Source organism: Geothermobacter ehrlichii (assembly GCF_008124615.1).
Taxonomy (GTDB): domain Bacteria; phylum Desulfobacterota; class Desulfuromonadia; order Desulfuromonadales; family Geothermobacteraceae; genus Geothermobacter; species Geothermobacter ehrlichii.
Map to the genome: position 1 here is coordinate 34,597 of NZ_VNIB01000003.1, position 16,396 is coordinate 50,992.

Consider the following 16,396-nt stretch of genomic DNA (forward strand, 5'->3'; position numbering starts at 1 on the left):
CGAAAATAAAAATTTGTAACACCATAGGAGGCCCGAAGGCGGATGTCAACCCCAAAAGTGTGACAAATCTAAGATTTCGTGTTACGGATGGCCGTGAAAGGGCCACAGGGTGGTTTTGGTTTGTGTGCAGGGGGATGAAAAAACGAAGCCCCCGCGGTCGGTATCGCGGGGGCTTGATGATGGCGTGGTGCCCAGGGACAGAATCGAACTGCCGACACGAGGATTTTCAGTCCTCTGCTCTACCGACTGAGCTACCTGGGCGAAGCAGAGACCCGTTTATAGCCAAAGGGGCCCCGGGCTGTCAAGGAAAAATGATGCGGTACGCAGGTTGCCGGGATTGCTGCAAAAATATGGTAGACTTGCACCCGTGTCCACAGTGCTTTCAAGACGTTGAAGGGAGTTTCCGTTGTCGAACATGCCGGAGCCCGGGCTGCCTGCCGCTTTCTGGCGGGCCGTCCGGAACCATGACCGCTATCTGCTGTTGCTCGACTACGACGGAACCCTGGCGCCCTTTGTCGCCGAGCGTGACCGGGCCTTTCCCCATCCCGGTGTCGAGGGGCGGCTGGAGTCGATCATTGCCGCCGAGAACTGCCGCACCGTGATCGTCACCGGCCGGCCGGTCGCCGATATTCCCCGGCTGTTGCGGCTTCCCCGCCTGCCGGAAATCTGGGGCTGTCATGGCTGGGAGCGTTTGCGGGCCGAAGGTCGGCTCGAGTCTCCCGGATTGCCGCAGAGCTGGCGGCGTGCCCTGGTCGAGGCGGCTGCGCTGGAGGGCATCGGCTGCCCGCCGCATGCCGTCGAGCGCAAACCGTTTTCGGTGGCGGTGCACTGGCGCGGGCTGGACGGGGGCGAGCGGGAGCGCCTGCAGGTCGGTGCCCGCAGGCTTCTCGGAGAGCTGGCGGAGCGATATCTGCTGGAGCTGCACCCCTTCGACGGCGGACTGGAACTGCGCTGTCCGGGGCGGGACAAGGGAAGCGTGGTGCGCGACCTTCTGGCCGAGGAGCCGCCTTCGGTCTGCGTCGTCTACCTGGGGGACGACCTGACCGACGAGGACGCCTTTGCCGCGCTGGAAGGTCGCGGCCAGGGCATCCTGGTGCGCGAAGAGGTGCGGCCGACGCGGGCGACCTGGTGGATTAGGCCGCCGAACGGGCTTTTGCGTTTTCTCGACGACTGGAAGAAACTGCTTGTTGCGGGAGGGACTGAGTGATGCTGGCAGGACATCGTCTGGTGGTTGTTTCCAACCGGCTGCCCGCCGTGATCCGGCAGGACGAGGATCGCTGGGAGGTGGCGCCGGGATCGGGAGGACTGGTGACGGCGCTGGAGCCGGTCGTTCGCGCCAACAGTGGCGTCTGGACGGGCTGGCCCGGTTGCGGCGGGGAGGCGCCGGTCGAGGCCCTGCTCGACCAGTTCGGAGAGCGCCGCGGCTACCGGCTGATTCCGGTGCCGCTCGACGGGAAGGATGTCGACGGTTTCTATCACGGATTTTCCAACGAGACCCTCTGGCCCCTCTTTCATGACCTGCTCGGTCACTGCCAGTTCCGCAGCTCGACCTGGCAGGACTATCAGCGGGTCAACAGTCGCTTCGCCGAGGTGATGTCCCGCCAGGTCGGCGACAATGACCTGGTCTGGGTGCACGACTACCAGCTGATTCTGGTCGGCGCCGAGCTGCGCCGGCTCGGCTGCCGCAACAATCTCGGGTTCTTTCTGCACATTCCATTTCCGTCGCCCGACCTGCTGCGGCGGCTGCCCTGGAAGGAGCCCCTGCTGCGCGGGCTGCTGGAGTACAATCTGATCGGCTTCCAGACCCTGCGCGACCGGCGCAACTTCGTCAACAGCGTCAATCTGCTGGACGATGTACAGATCATCGCCCGCAAGCGCTACCACACCCTGCTGCAGTACCGGGACCGGGTGGTGCGGGCCGGCAACTTTCCCATCAGCATCGATGTCGCCGATTTCGAAAGGCGGGCGCGGGCCAAGGAAGTGGACGAGGCCGCCTGGTTCCTGCACGAAAATCTCAGGGGGCGGCAGCTGATTCTCGGCATCGACCGGCTCGACTACACCAAGGGGCTGCAGCAGCGGTTTCTCGCCTTCGAGCGGGCGCTGGAGATCTGTCCGGAGATGCGCGGCCGCAGCTCCCTGCTGCAGATCGTCGTTCCCAGCCGCACCCTGGTGCCTGAATACCAGCGGCACAAGGAATTGCTCGATCGCGAGGTCGGCCGCATCAACAGCCGCTTCGCCGAATCGGGCTGGGTGCCGATCCACTACCAGTACCGCTCCCTCGACTCGGTCCAGCTTCTGGCCCACTACCGGGCGAGCGAAATCGCCCTGATCACTCCGCTGCGCGACGGCATGAACCTGGTCGCCAAGGAATACTGCGCCTGCTCCATCGACAACAACGGCGTCCTGATTCTGAGCGAGTTCGCCGGCGCCGCCGACCAGATGGGAACGGATGCGCTGCTGGTCAATCCCTATGATGTCGACGGAACGGCCGAGGCGATCTGCAAGGCCTTCCACATGCCCCTCGAGGAGCGACAGCAGCGGATGCGCCGTTTGCGGCAGGATCTGCGGCGCAACGACGTACATCGCTGGGTCGGCCGTTTTCTGCAGGACCTGGTCGCCGCCGGCCGGGTGTCCTGAGAGCTTTTGCTTGCCATTTGCCAGCGTATCTGTTACTTAACAAAAGCTGAATCAGTCAAGACTGGCCGGATTTTCGGACCGGCCGGAATCGACGCGGCGCTGATTCCGAACAGGGGAGTTTCGTCACCGATGATGCACTGGTCCTTCCGGTTTTCGTTTTTCTTTTTTGGCAGCTGGTTTTTTTCGAACCGTCTGCCTCTGGGCCGGTTGTGACTTTCGGATAGGCGATTCCCCGCGACACAATCAGGAAACCATGGGCAGACCGGATGCGGCCTCCCGTGGTTTTTTCGTTTCTGGTCGATGGACGAAGGAAGGCGGGAGGCGAAGCCCATGGGCGAACGTCCACCCGCCATCGACCGGAACGGAGTGAAGGAATGATCATCGTCATGAAGTCCAGCGCCGGCAGGAAGGAGCTGGCGGAGGTCAAAAAAAGGATCCGCGAGCTCGGCTACAAGCCGCACGTCATTCACGGCACGACCCGCAATGTCGTCGGCGCCGTCGGTGACGAGCGGGGCAAGGCGGTACTGCAGACCCTGCAGACCCTGCCCGGGGTCGAAAGCGTGGTGCCGATCCTCAAGCCCTACAAGCTGGCTGGCCGCGAGGTCAAGCCCGAGCCGACCCTGGTCGAAATCGTCCCGGGGCTGGTGGTCGGAGGTGAAGAGTTCGTGGTCATGGCCGGCCCCTGTTCGGTGGAGTGCGAGTCGCAGATTCTGGAGACCGCCAGGGCGGTCAAGGCCGCCGGCGCCCGGCTGCTGCGGGGCGGTGCCTTCAAGCCGCGCACCTCGCCCTACGCCTTTCAGGGGCTGGAAGAGGAAGGGCTGAAGCTGCTGGCGCTGGCGCGCGAAGAGACCGGCCTGCCGGTCGTGACCGAGGTGGTCAACCCGCGGGATGTCGAACTGGTAGCCCGCTATGCCGACGTCATGCAGGTAGGCGCCCGCAACGTGCAGAACTTCGCCCTGCTGAAGATGCTCGGCCAGCTCGACAAGCCGATCCTGCTCAAGCGCGGCATGTCGACGACCATCCAGGAATACCTGATGAGCGCCGAATACATTCTCGCCGAGGGTAACCGGCGGGTGATCCTCTGCGAGCGGGGCATTCGCACCTTCGAGACAGCGACCCGCAACACCCTCGATATCGCCGCGGTTCCGGTGCTCAAGAACCAGACCCACCTGCCGGTCATCGTCGACCCGTCGCACGCCACCGGACACGCCCACCTGGTGCCTCCCATGTGCTACGCGGCGGCGGCGGCCGGAGCCGACGGGCTGATCGTCGAGGTGCATCCGCATCCGGAGGATGCCGCCAGTGACGGACCGCAGTCGTTGCGGCCCGAAGATTTCCGGCAGATGATGACCCGGCTGGCGGCCTTCACCGACGCCGCCGGCCGCACCCTGAACGGGGCCGACTGACGGCGCGAAAGGAGAAGGAGATGTATTTCATTCCCCTGAACCAGCTGGAGAGTGTCGAGTTGGTCGTGCACGCCCTGCGCGCGGCCGGCGGCGAGGCGGACTGCGAAAGCTGCCCCGCCCGCCGGGTCTGCATGAAGCAGTGTCTGGCCGTCGCCGAGGGCATCGGCCGCATGCTGGCCGAAGGTACCCTGCCGACCATCGGCGAAGCCCCAGCCGGCGACCAGGAAGAGGGACCGGCCGCGCCGGCCGGCAAGCCGCAGCCCGAGGGCGGCGCATCGCACCTGAAACGGATCAAATAGGACAGCGCAAACCATGGATTTCTCCGCGATCGGACTCAAGGTTCCCGACATTCTCATCCCCGCCCCGGAGGTCGATCTGAGGCGCTGGGCGGTGATCGCCTGTGACCAGTACACCTCGCAGCCTGACTACTGGCAGCGGGTCGAACAGGAGGTCGGCGACGCCCCTTCGACCCTGAAGATGATCTTTCCCGAGGTCTATCTCGAACAGCCCGGGAGCGAGGCGCGGATCGCCGCCATCAACCGGACCATGCGCGACTACCTCGATGCCGGCGTGCTGCGCCGGCTGCCGGCCGGTTTCGTGCTGCTCGACCGGGCTACGGCGCGGACACCCTCGCGCAAGGGGCTGATGGTCGCCCTCGATCTCGAAGCCTACGACTACCGGGCCGGCGCCGACAGCCTTATCCGCGCCACCGAGGGGACCATCCTCGACCGTCTGCCGCCCCGGATCAAGGTGCGGCAGGACGCCTGCCTGGAACTGCCGCACATCATGGTGCTGATCGACGATCCCGGGCGGACGGTCATCGAGCCCCTGTTCGCGGAGGAGCTTCCCCGGCTGTACGATTTAGAACTGATGGCTGGCGGCGGACATCTGCGCGGCTGGCAGGTGAGCGAGCCGCGGCTGCTGCAGCAGGTCGGCCGCGCCCTGGCGCGCCTGGCCGAGCCCGAAACTTTCACCGCCCGCTACCGGGTCGAGGGGCGGGCTCCCCTCCTCTATGCCATGGGAGACGGCAATCATTCCTTCGCCACGGCCAAGGCGATCTGGGAACAGACCAAGGCCGAGGCCGACGACCCGCGACAGGTGATGGACCACCCGGCACGCTGGGCGCTGGTGGAGCTGGTCAACCTGCACGATCCAGGCCTGGAGTTTGAGGCGATCCATCGGGTGGTGTTCGACGTCGATCCCGAGGCGCTGCTGGCGCGCCTGGGCGCTTCCCTGCAACAGCAGGGCTGTCGTGTTCGGCAGAGCGTGCTGGCCGATGCCGGCCAGGTGCGGCAGGCGCTGGCTGAGGAGGCGGCGACGCAGCGCTTCGCCTTTGTCGCCGGCGACCGTTTCGGACTGATCGAGGTGGACGGCGCTCCGAGCAGTCTCGCGGTCGGTACCCTGCAGGCCTTTCTCGACCGGGAGCTGGAGGCCGGCGGCGGGCGGATCGACTATATCCACGGCGACGAGGTGGTGACCCGGCTCGGTTCCCGGCCGGGCTGCGTCGGTTTCTACCTGCCGGCCATCTCCAAGTTCGAACTTTTTCGCAGCATCGTTCTCGACGGCGCCCTGCCGCGCAAGACCTTCTCCATGGGGGAGGCCGACGAGAAGCGGTTCTATCTGGAGTGCCGCAGCATAAAATAGAGCGTTTTCAGCATGGGGACACCAGGGCGCGAACAAGATTTGCGCGCAGAGCCGCAGAGCCGCGAAGAAGATCCGGAAGGGAAAACCGTTCAATGGCGGATACGGCGAACTCCCGAAAGGACGGGCTCTGCATCTCCGCGTCTTGAGTGAGCTCAAGCGAACGGACGCGAGTCTTGCTGGAGAGGTTGCAGGTTTTCCGAGTTCATCACAGGAGCCAATACGAGAAATGTCACAGGTATGGAATTTCGGTGCCGGGCCGGCGATGCTGCCGCGGCCGGTGATGGAGCGGATTCGGGACGAATGGCTCGACTACAACGGCATGGGGGTCTCGGTCATCGAGATCAGCCATCGCTCGAAGGAGTTTCAAGCCGTTCTCGACGAGGCCAAGGCCTTTTTCCGGCAGCTGACCGGCCTGCCCGACAGCTACCGGATCCTTTTTATCCATGGCGGCGCCCGCATGCAGTTCGCGGCTCTGCCGCAGAATCTGGCAGGCCGGTCCCCTTCGCGCAAGTGCCTCTATGTGGAAAGCGGCAATTTCTCCCGCCTGGCGGCGAGCGACGCCCGGCCCTTCGCCGACGTGCGGGTCATCGCCTCCAGCGCCGAAACCAATTACGACCGGCTGCCCGAGGTCCCGGCCGAGGCCATCGAGCAGGATGCCGCCTATCTGCATCTGACCAGCAACAATACCGTCTTCGGCACCCAGTGGCGGGAATTCCCCGAGGCCGGCGGCGTGCCGCTGGTCACCGACCAGACTTCGGAAATCCTTTCCCGGCAGCTCGATTTCAGCCGCTTCGGCCTGGTCTACGCCGGGCTGCAGAAGAATCTCGGCCCTTCGGGCATGGCACTGGTGATCGTGCGCGAGGACCTGCTCGGCCATGCCGACGAGCGCACCCCGCTGCTGCTCAACTACGATCGTGCCGCGGCGGACGATTCCCTGACCAACACCACCAACACTTTCGCCGTCTATGTTGTCAGGTGCGTGCTCGAATGGATTCGCGACGAAGGAGGGCTTGCCGAGATGGAACGACGCAACCGGAAGAAGGCCGACCGCCTCTACCGGCTGCTCGACGCCAGCGATTTCTACCGCCCCTTCGCCCGGCCCGAGCATCGCTCGATGATGAATGTGGTCTTTCATCTGCCCGACGACGAGCTGGAACGGCGGTTTCTGCAGGAGGCGTCGGCGGCCGGACTCTACGCCCTGAAGGGGCACCGGGCGGTCGGCGGCATCCGGGCGTCGATCTACAATGCCATGCCGCTGCAGGGGGTGGAGGCGCTGGCCGACTTCATGACCGATTTTGAGCGGCGCAACGGCTGAGCGGCCGCGGGCGCCGGAAGGAAGGATGATCTGGATATGACCGACATTCAGCTGAACATGGACGGCGAACCGGGCTGGGAGCCTTTCGATGCTCCAGCCCTGGTGGGTGCTTCTCTTCGTTTCGTTTCCGGTGACCGGACCGGGAACCGTTTTCGCATGCGCTATTTCCGCAACGCAAGCGGCGAACTCGTCGCTCGGGTCTGGTTCGGACCGGAAACCGAGGGGCCGCCGGGACATGCCCACGGCGGCAGCATCGCCGCGGTGCTCGACGAGGTGCTGGGACTGGCCGCCTGGGCGGCCGGCTATCCGATCGTCGTCGGCAATCTCAATATCCATTTCCGCCACCTGCTTCCCCTGCAGACCGTGGTTCAGGTCGACAGCGAGGTCGTGGCCGCCGCCGGCCGCAAGATTTCGGTGCGGGGGCGCATCGTGCTCGGCGACAGGATCTTTGCCGAGGCCGACTGTCTCTGCATCACCCTGCCCGAGGAGCAGAGGCGGCAGCTGGGCTGAACAGCCGCCAAATCCCGAAGCAGGTGGTGGCTGTGAGCCGGTATACCGGTTGACAGAACTCTTTGTCGGGGCCTAGAATCGCGCCTCCGGCGCTGTTTGTCGTGTGCGGGCAATTGCCTTTGGAGAATGCAAGATGAAAGTCATCGTTACGGACGAGGTTTCGGAAAGTGGCCTGCAACTGCTCGAGGATGATCCCCGGGTCAGTGTCGATGTCAGGCTGAATCTGTCGGCCGACCAGCTGCGGGAGGTCATCGGTGAGTACGACGCCATCATCACCCGCAGCGGCACCCGGGTGGACGTCCCCCTGCTGGAGGCCGCCGGCCGGCTGAAGATCATCGCCCGCGCCGGGGTTGGTATCGACAACGTCGATGTCGAGGCCGCCAGCCAGCGCGGCATCATCGTGGTCAACGCGCCGTTCGGCAACACCAACTCGGCGGCCGAGCACACCATGGCCATCCTGCTGACGCTCTGCCGCAACGTCACCCGGGCCAATGCCAGCCTCAAATCCGGAGAATGGCAGCGCGCCCCCTTTACCGGCTACGAGCTCAAGGGCAAGACCCTCGGTGTCATCGGTCTGGGCAAGGTCGGCGGTCGGGTCGCCCTGCGCGCCCGCGCTTTCGAGATGGATGTGGTGGTCTACGACCCCTACATTTCGGAGAAGCGGGCCGAGGATTTCGGCACCCGCCTGGTCGAACTCGACGATCTGCTGCGGCTTTCCGACGTCATCACCGTGCACACGCCGCTCAACGACGAGACCCGGGGCATGATCGGCCCGGAGCAGTTCGCCCGCATGAAGCAGGGGGTGATTATCATCAATTGCGCGCGCGGCGGCGTCTATGATGAGGCGGCCACCCTCGAGGCGCTTGAGAGCGGCCGGGTGGCCGGAGCGGCTTTCGACGTCTGGAGCGAGGAACCGCCGAAGGGCGAGCTGCTCAAGCAGCTGATCAGCCATCCGAAGATGGTGGTGACGCCGCACCTGGGAGCGAACACCTTCGAGGCGCAGAAGAACGTCGCCATCGACGTCTGCCGGGAAATCCTCAACTATCTCGACGGCAAACCGCTGGAGAACGCGGTCAATATTCCGCGCTTCGATCCCGATCTGATGGAGCACATGAAGCCCTACATGGCGCTGGTGGAGACGATCGGCGATTTCATCTCCCAGCTGGCGCCGGCCAATCCGAACAAGGTGATCTTCACCTACAGCGGCAAGCTGGCCCGCTACGACTGCTCGCCGCTGACCGTCTGCGGTCTGGCGGCCCTGCTCGACCGGCATACCGATCAGGAAGTGAACCTGGTCAACGCCAGCCTGGTCGCCCGCGAGATGGGAATCGAGGTGGAAGCGGTGCGGACCACTGAAGCCGAATCCTATTCCAGCATGGTGACCCTCACTCTTGAAACGCCGACCGGAACCCGGGTCATTGCCGGCACCCTGTTCGAAGGACGGCCGAAGATCGTCAAGATGCGCAACTTCGATGTCGACTTCTGCCCTGAGGAGCACATGCTGGTGCTCAGCTACCAGGACCGGCCGGGGCTGATCGGCAAGATCGGCACCATCCTCGGCGACGCCGGCGTCAATATCGGCAACATGACTCTGGGCCGCCGCGAGAAGGGGGGCAAGGCGCTGGTCGTCTTTTCCATCGATTCGCCCGCCGACGAAGCGACTCTGGAGCGTATCGTCCAGGAGGTACAGCCCGACTATCTGCGCGCCGTCCACCTGCGGCGCTGAGCCGTTGTCGGTTGCTGATCCGCTGTCTTCGAAACCCCGCCCGGCCGTTTTCCGGGCGGGGTTTCGTGCTTTAGATGCCGGTTCGGTGCCCTGAATATTGCCGTTTTAAAATCCCTGATGCATTTTTACTGTGAGTAAATATCTCCTTGACAAATCCCTGCGTTTTCTGGTTTTTTATCCCGGTCCGTAAAAAGATGTTTTATCTCATGGGGAGAGGTCCCGCCGGTTCGGGACCGGTTTGACCGGCAACCGCCGCCGGTTTCTGCCGGCGGCCCAGACTCAGACTGCAGAAGGAAGCTGTCATGTCCGAAAAAGCAATCAAGCCCTGTTTGAAAAACCCCCTGGCACCGCCTGAAGAAGTCGATTTCAACATTCCCGGCGAAATTGCGGGCGAGGCCGGTCCGTACGAAGAGGTGATGAAGGAGGGCCTGGAGCTGATCCAGCGGCCGATCAAGTCGGTGCCCGTCGCCCAGGTCGAGAAGCAGCACTTCAAGAAGCGGATGACCGTCTGGGAGCGGATCAAGGTTCTGACCCAGGCCGAGCCCAACATCCTGTTCCAGAACTGGGGCAGGAACCTCGACGGTGCCTCCCTGGTGACTGGCATTCTCAATATCAACGGCCGCGATGTCGGCATCTACGGCCACGACTTCACCGTCCGGGCCGGCTCCATCGACGCCACCAACGGCCGCAAGCTGGCCCGGCTGTTCACCATGTGCGGCGAGAAGGGCATTCCGCTGATCGGCATGAACGACTCGGCCGGCGCCTTCGTTCCGGCCGGGGTCGGCGGGCTCGACGGTTACGCCGAGGCCTTCACCGCCCTGCGCAAGATCAGCGGCGTGGTGCCGACCATCATGTGCATGTTCGGCTTCAACGCCGGCGGCGGCTCCTACCTGCCGCGCCAGGGCAGCTTCGTCATCCAGCCGAACGACACCTTCTTCGGCCTGACCGGCCCCGGTGTCGTCAAGTCGGTGCTCGGCGAGGACATCACCCCCGACGAGTTGGGCGGTCCCAAGGTGCACGGCGCCTCCGGGGTCGCCGATCTCACCGTGCCCGACGAGGTGGCGGCCCTGCGCACGGCCCTGCGCCTGCTCAGCTACATCCCGGACAACAACCACAGCATGGCACCCTACCAGCCGACCAGCGACCCGCTGGACCGCAAGACCTGGGAGATCAACACCCTGCTGAAAAAGGCCTTCAACTCGCCGACCGGGTTCAACACCCCGTTCGACGTCTCGATCATCATCCAGCAGATCTGCGACCACGGCGACTATTTCGAGATCCAGCCCACCCGCGCCCGGGAGGCGATCACCGCCTTCGGCCGGCTCGGCGGCCATGTGGTTGGCTTCGTCGCCAACAACTCGGCGGTCGCCTCCGGCCAGATCGACTGCGACTCGGCCCTGAAGATCGCCCGCTTCGTGCGCTTCTGCAATATCTACAACATTCCGCTGATCTTCATGGAGGACACCACCGGCTTCCTCCCCGGCCGCGAGCAGGAGGCCCGCGGCATCGTTCAGGCCGGCCGTTCGATGCTCGATGCCATCATCGACGTGCGGACGCCGCGCATTCTGCTGATTCTGCGCAACGCCTTTGGCGGTGCCTACGCCTCCTACAACAACTATCCGACCGGTGCCGACCTGGTCCTTGCCCTGCCCACCACCCGGCTGGCGGTCATGGGGCCGGCCGGCAAGGAGTTCGTCTACAAGAACGAGCTGCGCAAGATCCGCGGGTCGATCAAGCAGCGTATCGCCGAAGGGACAGCCGAGCGGATCAAGGCCGGCATGGACGGCGAGGCGGCCAAGAAGGACGCCGAGGCGGAAGCGGCCGAATGGCTCAAGGAGCAGGAGACCCTGCTCAACCAGCGCTACGAAAAGGAACTGATGAATCCCAAGGAGGGTCTGGCCCTTGGCTCCATCTCCTCCATCGTCATGCCGACCGACCTGCGCAAGGTTCTTGGCGAGAATCTCCACTTCCTGCTGCGCCACTACAAGCCGAGCGCCTGGCAGGATGTCCAGCGCGAGTTCCATTAAGAAGAAGATGGAGCAGGATTGAAGATGAAAGCCAACAGAGATTTCGACGTGGAGATGACAGCTATGGCACAGACGACCGATTACTATATGAACAATCCGTTGATTCACCGCGACCGCCGACTGGGCAAGTCGCCTTCGGCCTGGGTCCGTTCCTTTTCCTGCGAAGACCTCAAGCCGTTGATCGTCTGCCGCGGACCGATCCGCATGGAGGCGATGACTGTCTACGAGGAGATGGGAATCACCCATTACGGCATCCTGCTGTCGGAGAAGGATTCCATCGTCTATCCCAACGCCCTGTCGCCGGAGCTGCGCAAGCTGACCGACAACAGCCGCGTCCACCGGGTGCCGGACTATACCGGTGCCACAAAGGAAGAGCGCGTCCAGCGCATCCAGCAGATCATCGGCATTGCCCTCGACAACGGCTACAACGCCGTTTTCGCCGGTTACGGCTTCATGGCCGAGGATGACGAGTTCGTTCAGGCGATCGAGGACGCCGGCCTGATGTTCATCGGCCCCTGCGCCGCCACCCAGCGCGCCGCCGGCAAGAAGGACGAGGCCAAGCGGACCGCCCTGCAGGTCGACGTCTCGGTCACGCCGGGCATCGACAATGTCACTGCCCGCACCCTGGTGAGCAAGTATCCCGACCGCGAGGCGCTGCTGGCGCTGGTCAAGGCCCAGGGGCTGGACTGCGACGAGAAGGTGCTCGCCGACGAGAGCCTTTCGCTGGAGGAGCTGGCCGATCACATTCTCGCCGCCTCCTACGAGAAGGGCATCGACCTCTTCTCCATCGAGGAGCTCTGCGCCCAGGTGGAGAAGGAGTGTGCCGCCATGTTCCGCCAGTATCCCGGTTCCCGCATCCGCCTCAAGGCGATCGGCGGTGGCGGCGGCAAGGGCCAGCGGATTCTCGGGGCCTCGATGCTGACCAAGAAGAACCCGACCGACGCCGATATCGCCAAGGCCGCCGCCGAGGCGCCCGAGCTGGTGCGCGAAGTGCTGCTCGAGGTCAAGGCCAACGGCGTCGGTGACAACAAGAACGTGCTGATCGAGCTGAACATCGAGCAGACCCGGCACAACGAGATCCAGATGCTCGGCAACGGCACCTGGTGCATCGCCCTCGGCGGCCGCGACTGCTCGCTGCAGATGCACGAGCAGAAGCTGCTCGAGGTGTCGGTTACCCAGGAAGGGCTGCAGCTCGAGATCGAGAAGGCGAAGAAGGCCGGTCTGACCGAGCAGGTCAAGGCGCTGGAGACCGACCTGAAGGTGCTCAAGCGGATGGAGGAGGAGTCGGAGCGCTTCGGCGTCGCCGTCGGCCTCGACTCGGCCTCGACCTTCGAGTGCATCGTCGATCGCGACCGGCACTACTTCATGGAGGTCAACACCCGCATCCAGGTCGAGCACCGGGTCACCGAGCTGGTCTACAGCCTCAAGTTCACCAATCCCGACGATCCCGAGGATTACTTCATCGTCGAGTCGCTGGTCGAGGCCATGGCCCTGCTCGCCATGCACAAGGACCGCCTGCCGCGCCCCGAGCGGATTCCCCGTTTCGGCGCCGGCGTCGAGGCGCGTCTGAATGCCACCGATGACTCGCTGTCGCCGAGCGCCGGCGGTGTCATCCGCTACTGGTCGAAGCCGATCGAAGGTGAAATCCGCGACGACCAGGGAATCTGCATTTCCAATCCGGACACTGGCCTGTTCATGCGCTACCATCTCGCCGGCGCCTACGACTCGAACATCGCCCTGCTGCTGACCAAGGGCGACGACCGTCAGGCCGCCTACGAGCACCTGGCCAAGGTGCTGCGCTGTACCACCCTGCGTGGCACCAACCTGGCCACCAACCTCGAGTTCCACTACGGTCTGGTCAACTGGTTTCTCGGCTGGAATGTCATGGCCAAGCCGACCACCCGGTTCGTCGTTCCCTACCTGACCCTGGTCGGCAAGCTGAAGGAAGAGGCGAACAAGCTCGACGTGGTGCATGCCTTTCTCGCCATGAAGAAGCACTACGCCAAGCTTTACGCCGACGACCCCGAGGCTGCCAAGGCGGCGTCCGAAACCCTCGACCGCAAGGGCACCCTGCTCACCCGGCCGATGGAGATTCTGCTGGGCGATCCGCACCTGCTGTCGGGCTGGCTCTCCATCAACCGCAAGAACTTCTCGCTCGAAAACGGCAAGGTGGTCTGGAAGCGCAACCCGCTGGTGATGGTCGAGGAGACCTACGAGTATCTGAACATGACCTGGCGCGAGGACGCGCCTGCGGCCGAGGTTATCTGGACCCACGACCGCGATCTGCTCAACGACGCGCTCGGCTTCTACGCCCAGCTGCGGGAGCGGTTCGGCCTGTCGAAGGACGAGTTCGTCAAGTTGGACCAGATCCTGGCCAAGGAGAAGCCGCAGGGCGGCTTCGACAAGGAGACCTGGGAGGCCATCCGCTCGGCGCATGTCGGCTACACGATGGGCAACGAGCTGCTCGGCATTCTCTTCCTCATCGCCGAGAAGACCGATTTCTACGATTTCCGGGTCGAGGACAACCTGGATGTGACCATCCCCGACTACCTGAACGATCCGGAGCTGCAGGCGGCGATGAAGAAGGTGCTGGTGCCGCCGCCGGCCACCAAGGCGGACGAGATCGTCACCCCGGGTGGCGGCATGTACTACGCCCAGGAAGCGCCCGGCATGCCGCCCTTCGTCAAGGAAGGGGACCACGTGGAGAAGGGGCAGCCTCTCTTCATCCTCGAGGTCATGAAGATGTTCAACAAGATTCCGGCGCCCTTCTCCTGCACCATCGACAAGATTCTCATCGACGGCACTGACGGCGTCATCGTGCAGAAGGGGCAGCCGATCTTCAAGGTGACTCCGGACGAGAAGTTCGTCGAGGTCGATCCGAAGGAGCTGGAAAGGCAGCGCCGCGCCACCACCGAGGAGTATCTGCAGGCGGTACTCTGAGACCGTTTCCTTTTTTCGTTGCGATGAAAAGCGCCCCCGTCGAATCCGGCGGGGGCGCTTTTTTTACCTGAATCAGTTGGTTCATGCCGAATGGGGAGTGCAAGTGTTTGGTCTGAACGAGTTTTTCAAAAATCTTAGGCGCACCCATAGGTCCGCCGGTGATTTTTGGGAAACGCAGGCAGGTCAATTGAGGTGTGCTATCCGCCGGTGATGAGCTCGCTGATTCAGGTTTTACCTAGCCGGTGGTGCAGTTGTAGTCGTCCCCCTCGACCCGTTCGCTGCCCGCCTCGAGAAAGGAATTCGGCTGCGGCTCTTCGATGACGGTGATCTTGCCGTGATTGACCGACCAGAGGGTGTGGCAGACCCGGCAACGGCGCAGTTCTTCGTCGAGGCCGTTGCTGTGAACGTTCAGTTCGAGGGACGATTCGTGGCTCTTGCAGACCGGACAACGCATGGCAGCCTCCCGTGTCAGAAGGGCCGGGCGGGGCTGGTGGCGGGTGGAGGACAGGGCCCCGGTACCCGAAAGCCCGAGGAAAGATCTTCTTTCATTCTAGCAGTTGCCGGATGGGCCGCAAGAAAGGGGGGAGGCGAGGGAACAGTGCCCGGATTCAGTCGATGAACAGCGGCAGGTCACAGGCGGGAATCAGCCCCCGTTCTTCGGCCTTTTGCAGCAGCAGGCGAACCGCCCTTTCGCCTTCGTCGCCGAGATCCCGGGAAAAATCGTTGACATAAAGGGCGATGTGCCGGTCGACTACGGTTTCTTCCATTTCCTGGGCGTGGCACAGGATATAGGCGCGGGGTGCATCGGGATGGGCGAAGGCGTGTTCGACGCTGCGGCGGATGGCCGCATCGACCCGCCGGATCAGATCCGGTCCGAGAGCACGCCGGGCGAGGATGCCGCCGAGGGGAATGGGGCAGCCGGTCTCCTCTTCCCACCACTGGCCGAGGTCGAGCAGGCGGACCAGACCATGGCGCTGGTAGGTGAAGCGTGACTCGTGAATGATCACGCCGGCGTCGCAACGGCCGGCAGCCACCGCCGGCATGATCCGGTCGAAGGGCATGACGACCGTCTGATCGAAGCCTTCGGCACAGAGCTGCAGCAGCAGGTTGGCGGTGGTCAGCTCTCCGGGGATGGCGACCGGCCGCTGCCGCAGGTCGGACATCCCGATGCCGGGTCTGGCTACCAGCAGGGGACCACAGCCGCGGCCGAGCGCTCCGCCGCTGCGCAGCAGGACGTAGTCGCGGCGCAGGTGACCGAAGGCGTGGTAGGAGATCTTGGTCAAGTCGAGAACGGCGCGGCGCGCCAGCTGGTTGAGTGTCTCGACGTCTTCCAATCGCGCCCTGACGGTCGGCGCGTCGGGCAGCAGGCCGTGCACCAGGGCGTGGAAGATGAAGGTGTCGTTGGGGCAGGGGGAAAATCCGAGGGTCAGAGCATCAGTCATCGTCGTCTCCCGGCCAGGTTTCAAGCAGATGCAGTACCGCCTGCTGGGCGATCTCCATGGCCTTGGGCAGATCCCAGTTCTGCCGCTCGCGCCGTCCGGCGAGGTTGGAGATGCCGCGCAGCTCGAGCAGTGGAATCCGGTAGCGCCGGGCGGTCAGCGCCAGGGCACCACCCTCCATGTTTTCGCAGATGCCGTCGCTGGCGCGGGCCCGCGTTTCGCCCTGGCGATCGGTGCCGGTGCAGGTGGATACGGTGACGAAAGGCCCGCCGGCGAAGGCGCGGCCGGTCTTTGCCGCGAACGGCCGCAGCCGCTCGCGTCCGAAGCGGAACAGTCTGTCGTCGAGGGGGATGCGGTTGAACAGGGGCGGCTCTTCCGGCAGCAGCGGCAGGCCGAGCTGCCGCAGGTCGAGAAAGCCGTCGGGCGAGTCGCTCCCTTCGTCGAGCAGGATTTCCGACTCGGCCAGAGCCAGGTCGCCGATCTGCAGGCCGCTGCCGGCATAGGCGCCGCCGCAGCCGAACAGCAGGCAGGCGTTTGCTGCACTGCTTGCCAGGTAGCTGGCGGCGGCCGCCGCCGCATTGGCCTTGCCGGGCCCGGTCAGAACCAGTTCCACCCGTCGGCCGGCGAGCCGGCCTCGATAGAGCGGAAAACGGCCGGGCAGCGTCCCCGCCGGCGTCAGTCTGCCGGTCAGCTGGCGGGCCTCGAACTCCATGGCGGCGAAAAGGGCGATCATGACGGAGAGGACTCTGGCG

At 64.3% G+C, this 16,396-nt stretch carries 13 protein-coding genes and 1 tRNA gene; 10 read left to right on the forward strand and 4 right to left on the reverse strand.

The annotated features are described in order from the left end of the window. Positions 1-185: 185 nt before the first annotated feature. Positions 186-261 (reverse strand) — tRNA-Phe (locus EDC39_RS04155). 154 nt (positions 262-415) lie between these two features. Here EDC39_RS04155 and otsB point away from each other — a divergent pair. The 10 genes from otsB to EDC39_RS04205 all read left to right on the forward strand — a co-directional run bounded on the left by otsB (position 416) and on the right by EDC39_RS04205 (position 14,205). After that, complete coding sequence (gene otsB / locus EDC39_RS04160; protein WP_246140184.1) at positions 416-1,207, forward strand: trehalose-phosphatase; 792 nt, start codon at positions 416-418, stop codon at positions 1,205-1,207. Further along, complete coding sequence (locus EDC39_RS04165; protein WP_148895119.1) at positions 1,207-2,637, forward strand: alpha,alpha-trehalose-phosphate synthase (UDP-forming); 1,431 nt, start codon at positions 1,207-1,209, stop codon at positions 2,635-2,637. Before otsB ends, EDC39_RS04165 begins: the two co-directional genes overlap by 1 nt. A 374-nt stretch (positions 2,638-3,011) precedes the next feature. After that, on the forward strand, positions 3,012-4,043 hold the full coding sequence (aroF, locus tag EDC39_RS04170) for a 3-deoxy-7-phosphoheptulonate synthase (RefSeq protein WP_148895120.1): 1,032 nt from the start codon (positions 3,012-3,014) through the stop codon (positions 4,041-4,043). 20 nt (positions 4,044-4,063) lie between these two features. Beyond that, positions 4,064-4,342 (forward strand): hypothetical protein, encoded by a 279-nt coding sequence (locus tag EDC39_RS04175; RefSeq protein ID WP_148895121.1) that lies wholly within the window; start codon positions 4,064-4,066, stop codon positions 4,340-4,342. 13 nt (positions 4,343-4,355) lie between these two features. Beyond that, complete coding sequence (locus EDC39_RS04180; RefSeq protein ID WP_148895122.1) at positions 4,356-5,687, forward strand: DUF1015 domain-containing protein; 1,332 nt, start codon at positions 4,356-4,358, stop codon at positions 5,685-5,687. A gap of 226 nt (positions 5,688-5,913) precedes the next feature. After that, a complete protein-coding gene (gene serC / locus EDC39_RS04185; protein ID WP_148895123.1) occupies positions 5,914-7,002 on the forward strand; it encodes a 3-phosphoserine/phosphohydroxythreonine transaminase in 1,089 nt (362 codons plus the stop codon). Positions 7,003-7,038: 36 nt separating this feature from the next. Next, positions 7,039-7,512: a PaaI family thioesterase gene (locus EDC39_RS04190; protein WP_148895124.1), complete on the forward strand. Its 474-nt coding sequence runs from the start codon at positions 7,039-7,041 to the stop codon at positions 7,510-7,512. A 133-nt stretch (positions 7,513-7,645) separates the two neighbouring features. Continuing rightward, entirely contained in the window at positions 7,646-9,238 is a 1,593-nt protein-coding gene (gene serA, locus EDC39_RS04195) for a phosphoglycerate dehydrogenase (protein ID WP_148895125.1), read from the forward strand. Between the two features lie 302 nt (positions 9,239-9,540). Next, the gene (locus EDC39_RS04200; RefSeq protein ID WP_148895126.1) at positions 9,541-11,265 is read left to right on the forward strand and encodes an acyl-CoA carboxylase subunit beta; all 1,725 of its coding nucleotides are present in this window, start codon (positions 9,541-9,543) and stop codon (positions 11,263-11,265) included. A 63-nt stretch (positions 11,266-11,328) separates the two neighbouring features. Continuing rightward, positions 11,329-14,205: a biotin/lipoyl-containing protein gene (locus EDC39_RS04205; RefSeq protein ID WP_148895337.1), complete on the forward strand. Its 2,877-nt coding sequence runs from the start codon at positions 11,329-11,331 to the stop codon at positions 14,203-14,205. Between the two features lie 235 nt (positions 14,206-14,440). On the opposite strand, the gene EDC39_RS04210 is transcribed toward EDC39_RS04205, so the two are convergent. The 3 genes from EDC39_RS04210 to mqnB all read right to left on the reverse strand — a co-directional run bounded on the left by EDC39_RS04210 (position 14,441) and on the right by mqnB (position 16,377). After that, positions 14,441-14,659, reverse strand: coding sequence for a hypothetical protein (locus EDC39_RS04210; protein WP_148895127.1), 219 nt, complete (start codon positions 14,657-14,659; stop codon positions 14,441-14,443). 154 nt (positions 14,660-14,813) lie between these two features. Beyond that, on the reverse strand, positions 14,814-15,647 hold the full coding sequence (locus EDC39_RS04215; RefSeq protein WP_148895128.1) for a menaquinone biosynthesis family protein: 834 nt from the start codon (positions 15,645-15,647) through the stop codon (positions 14,814-14,816). After that, the gene (gene mqnB, locus EDC39_RS04220; RefSeq protein ID WP_148895129.1) at positions 15,640-16,377 is read right to left on the reverse strand and encodes a futalosine hydrolase; all 738 of its coding nucleotides are present in this window, start codon (positions 16,375-16,377) and stop codon (positions 15,640-15,642) included. Before mqnB ends, EDC39_RS04215 begins: the two co-directional genes overlap by 8 nt. Positions 16,378-16,396: the final 19 nt, after the last annotated feature.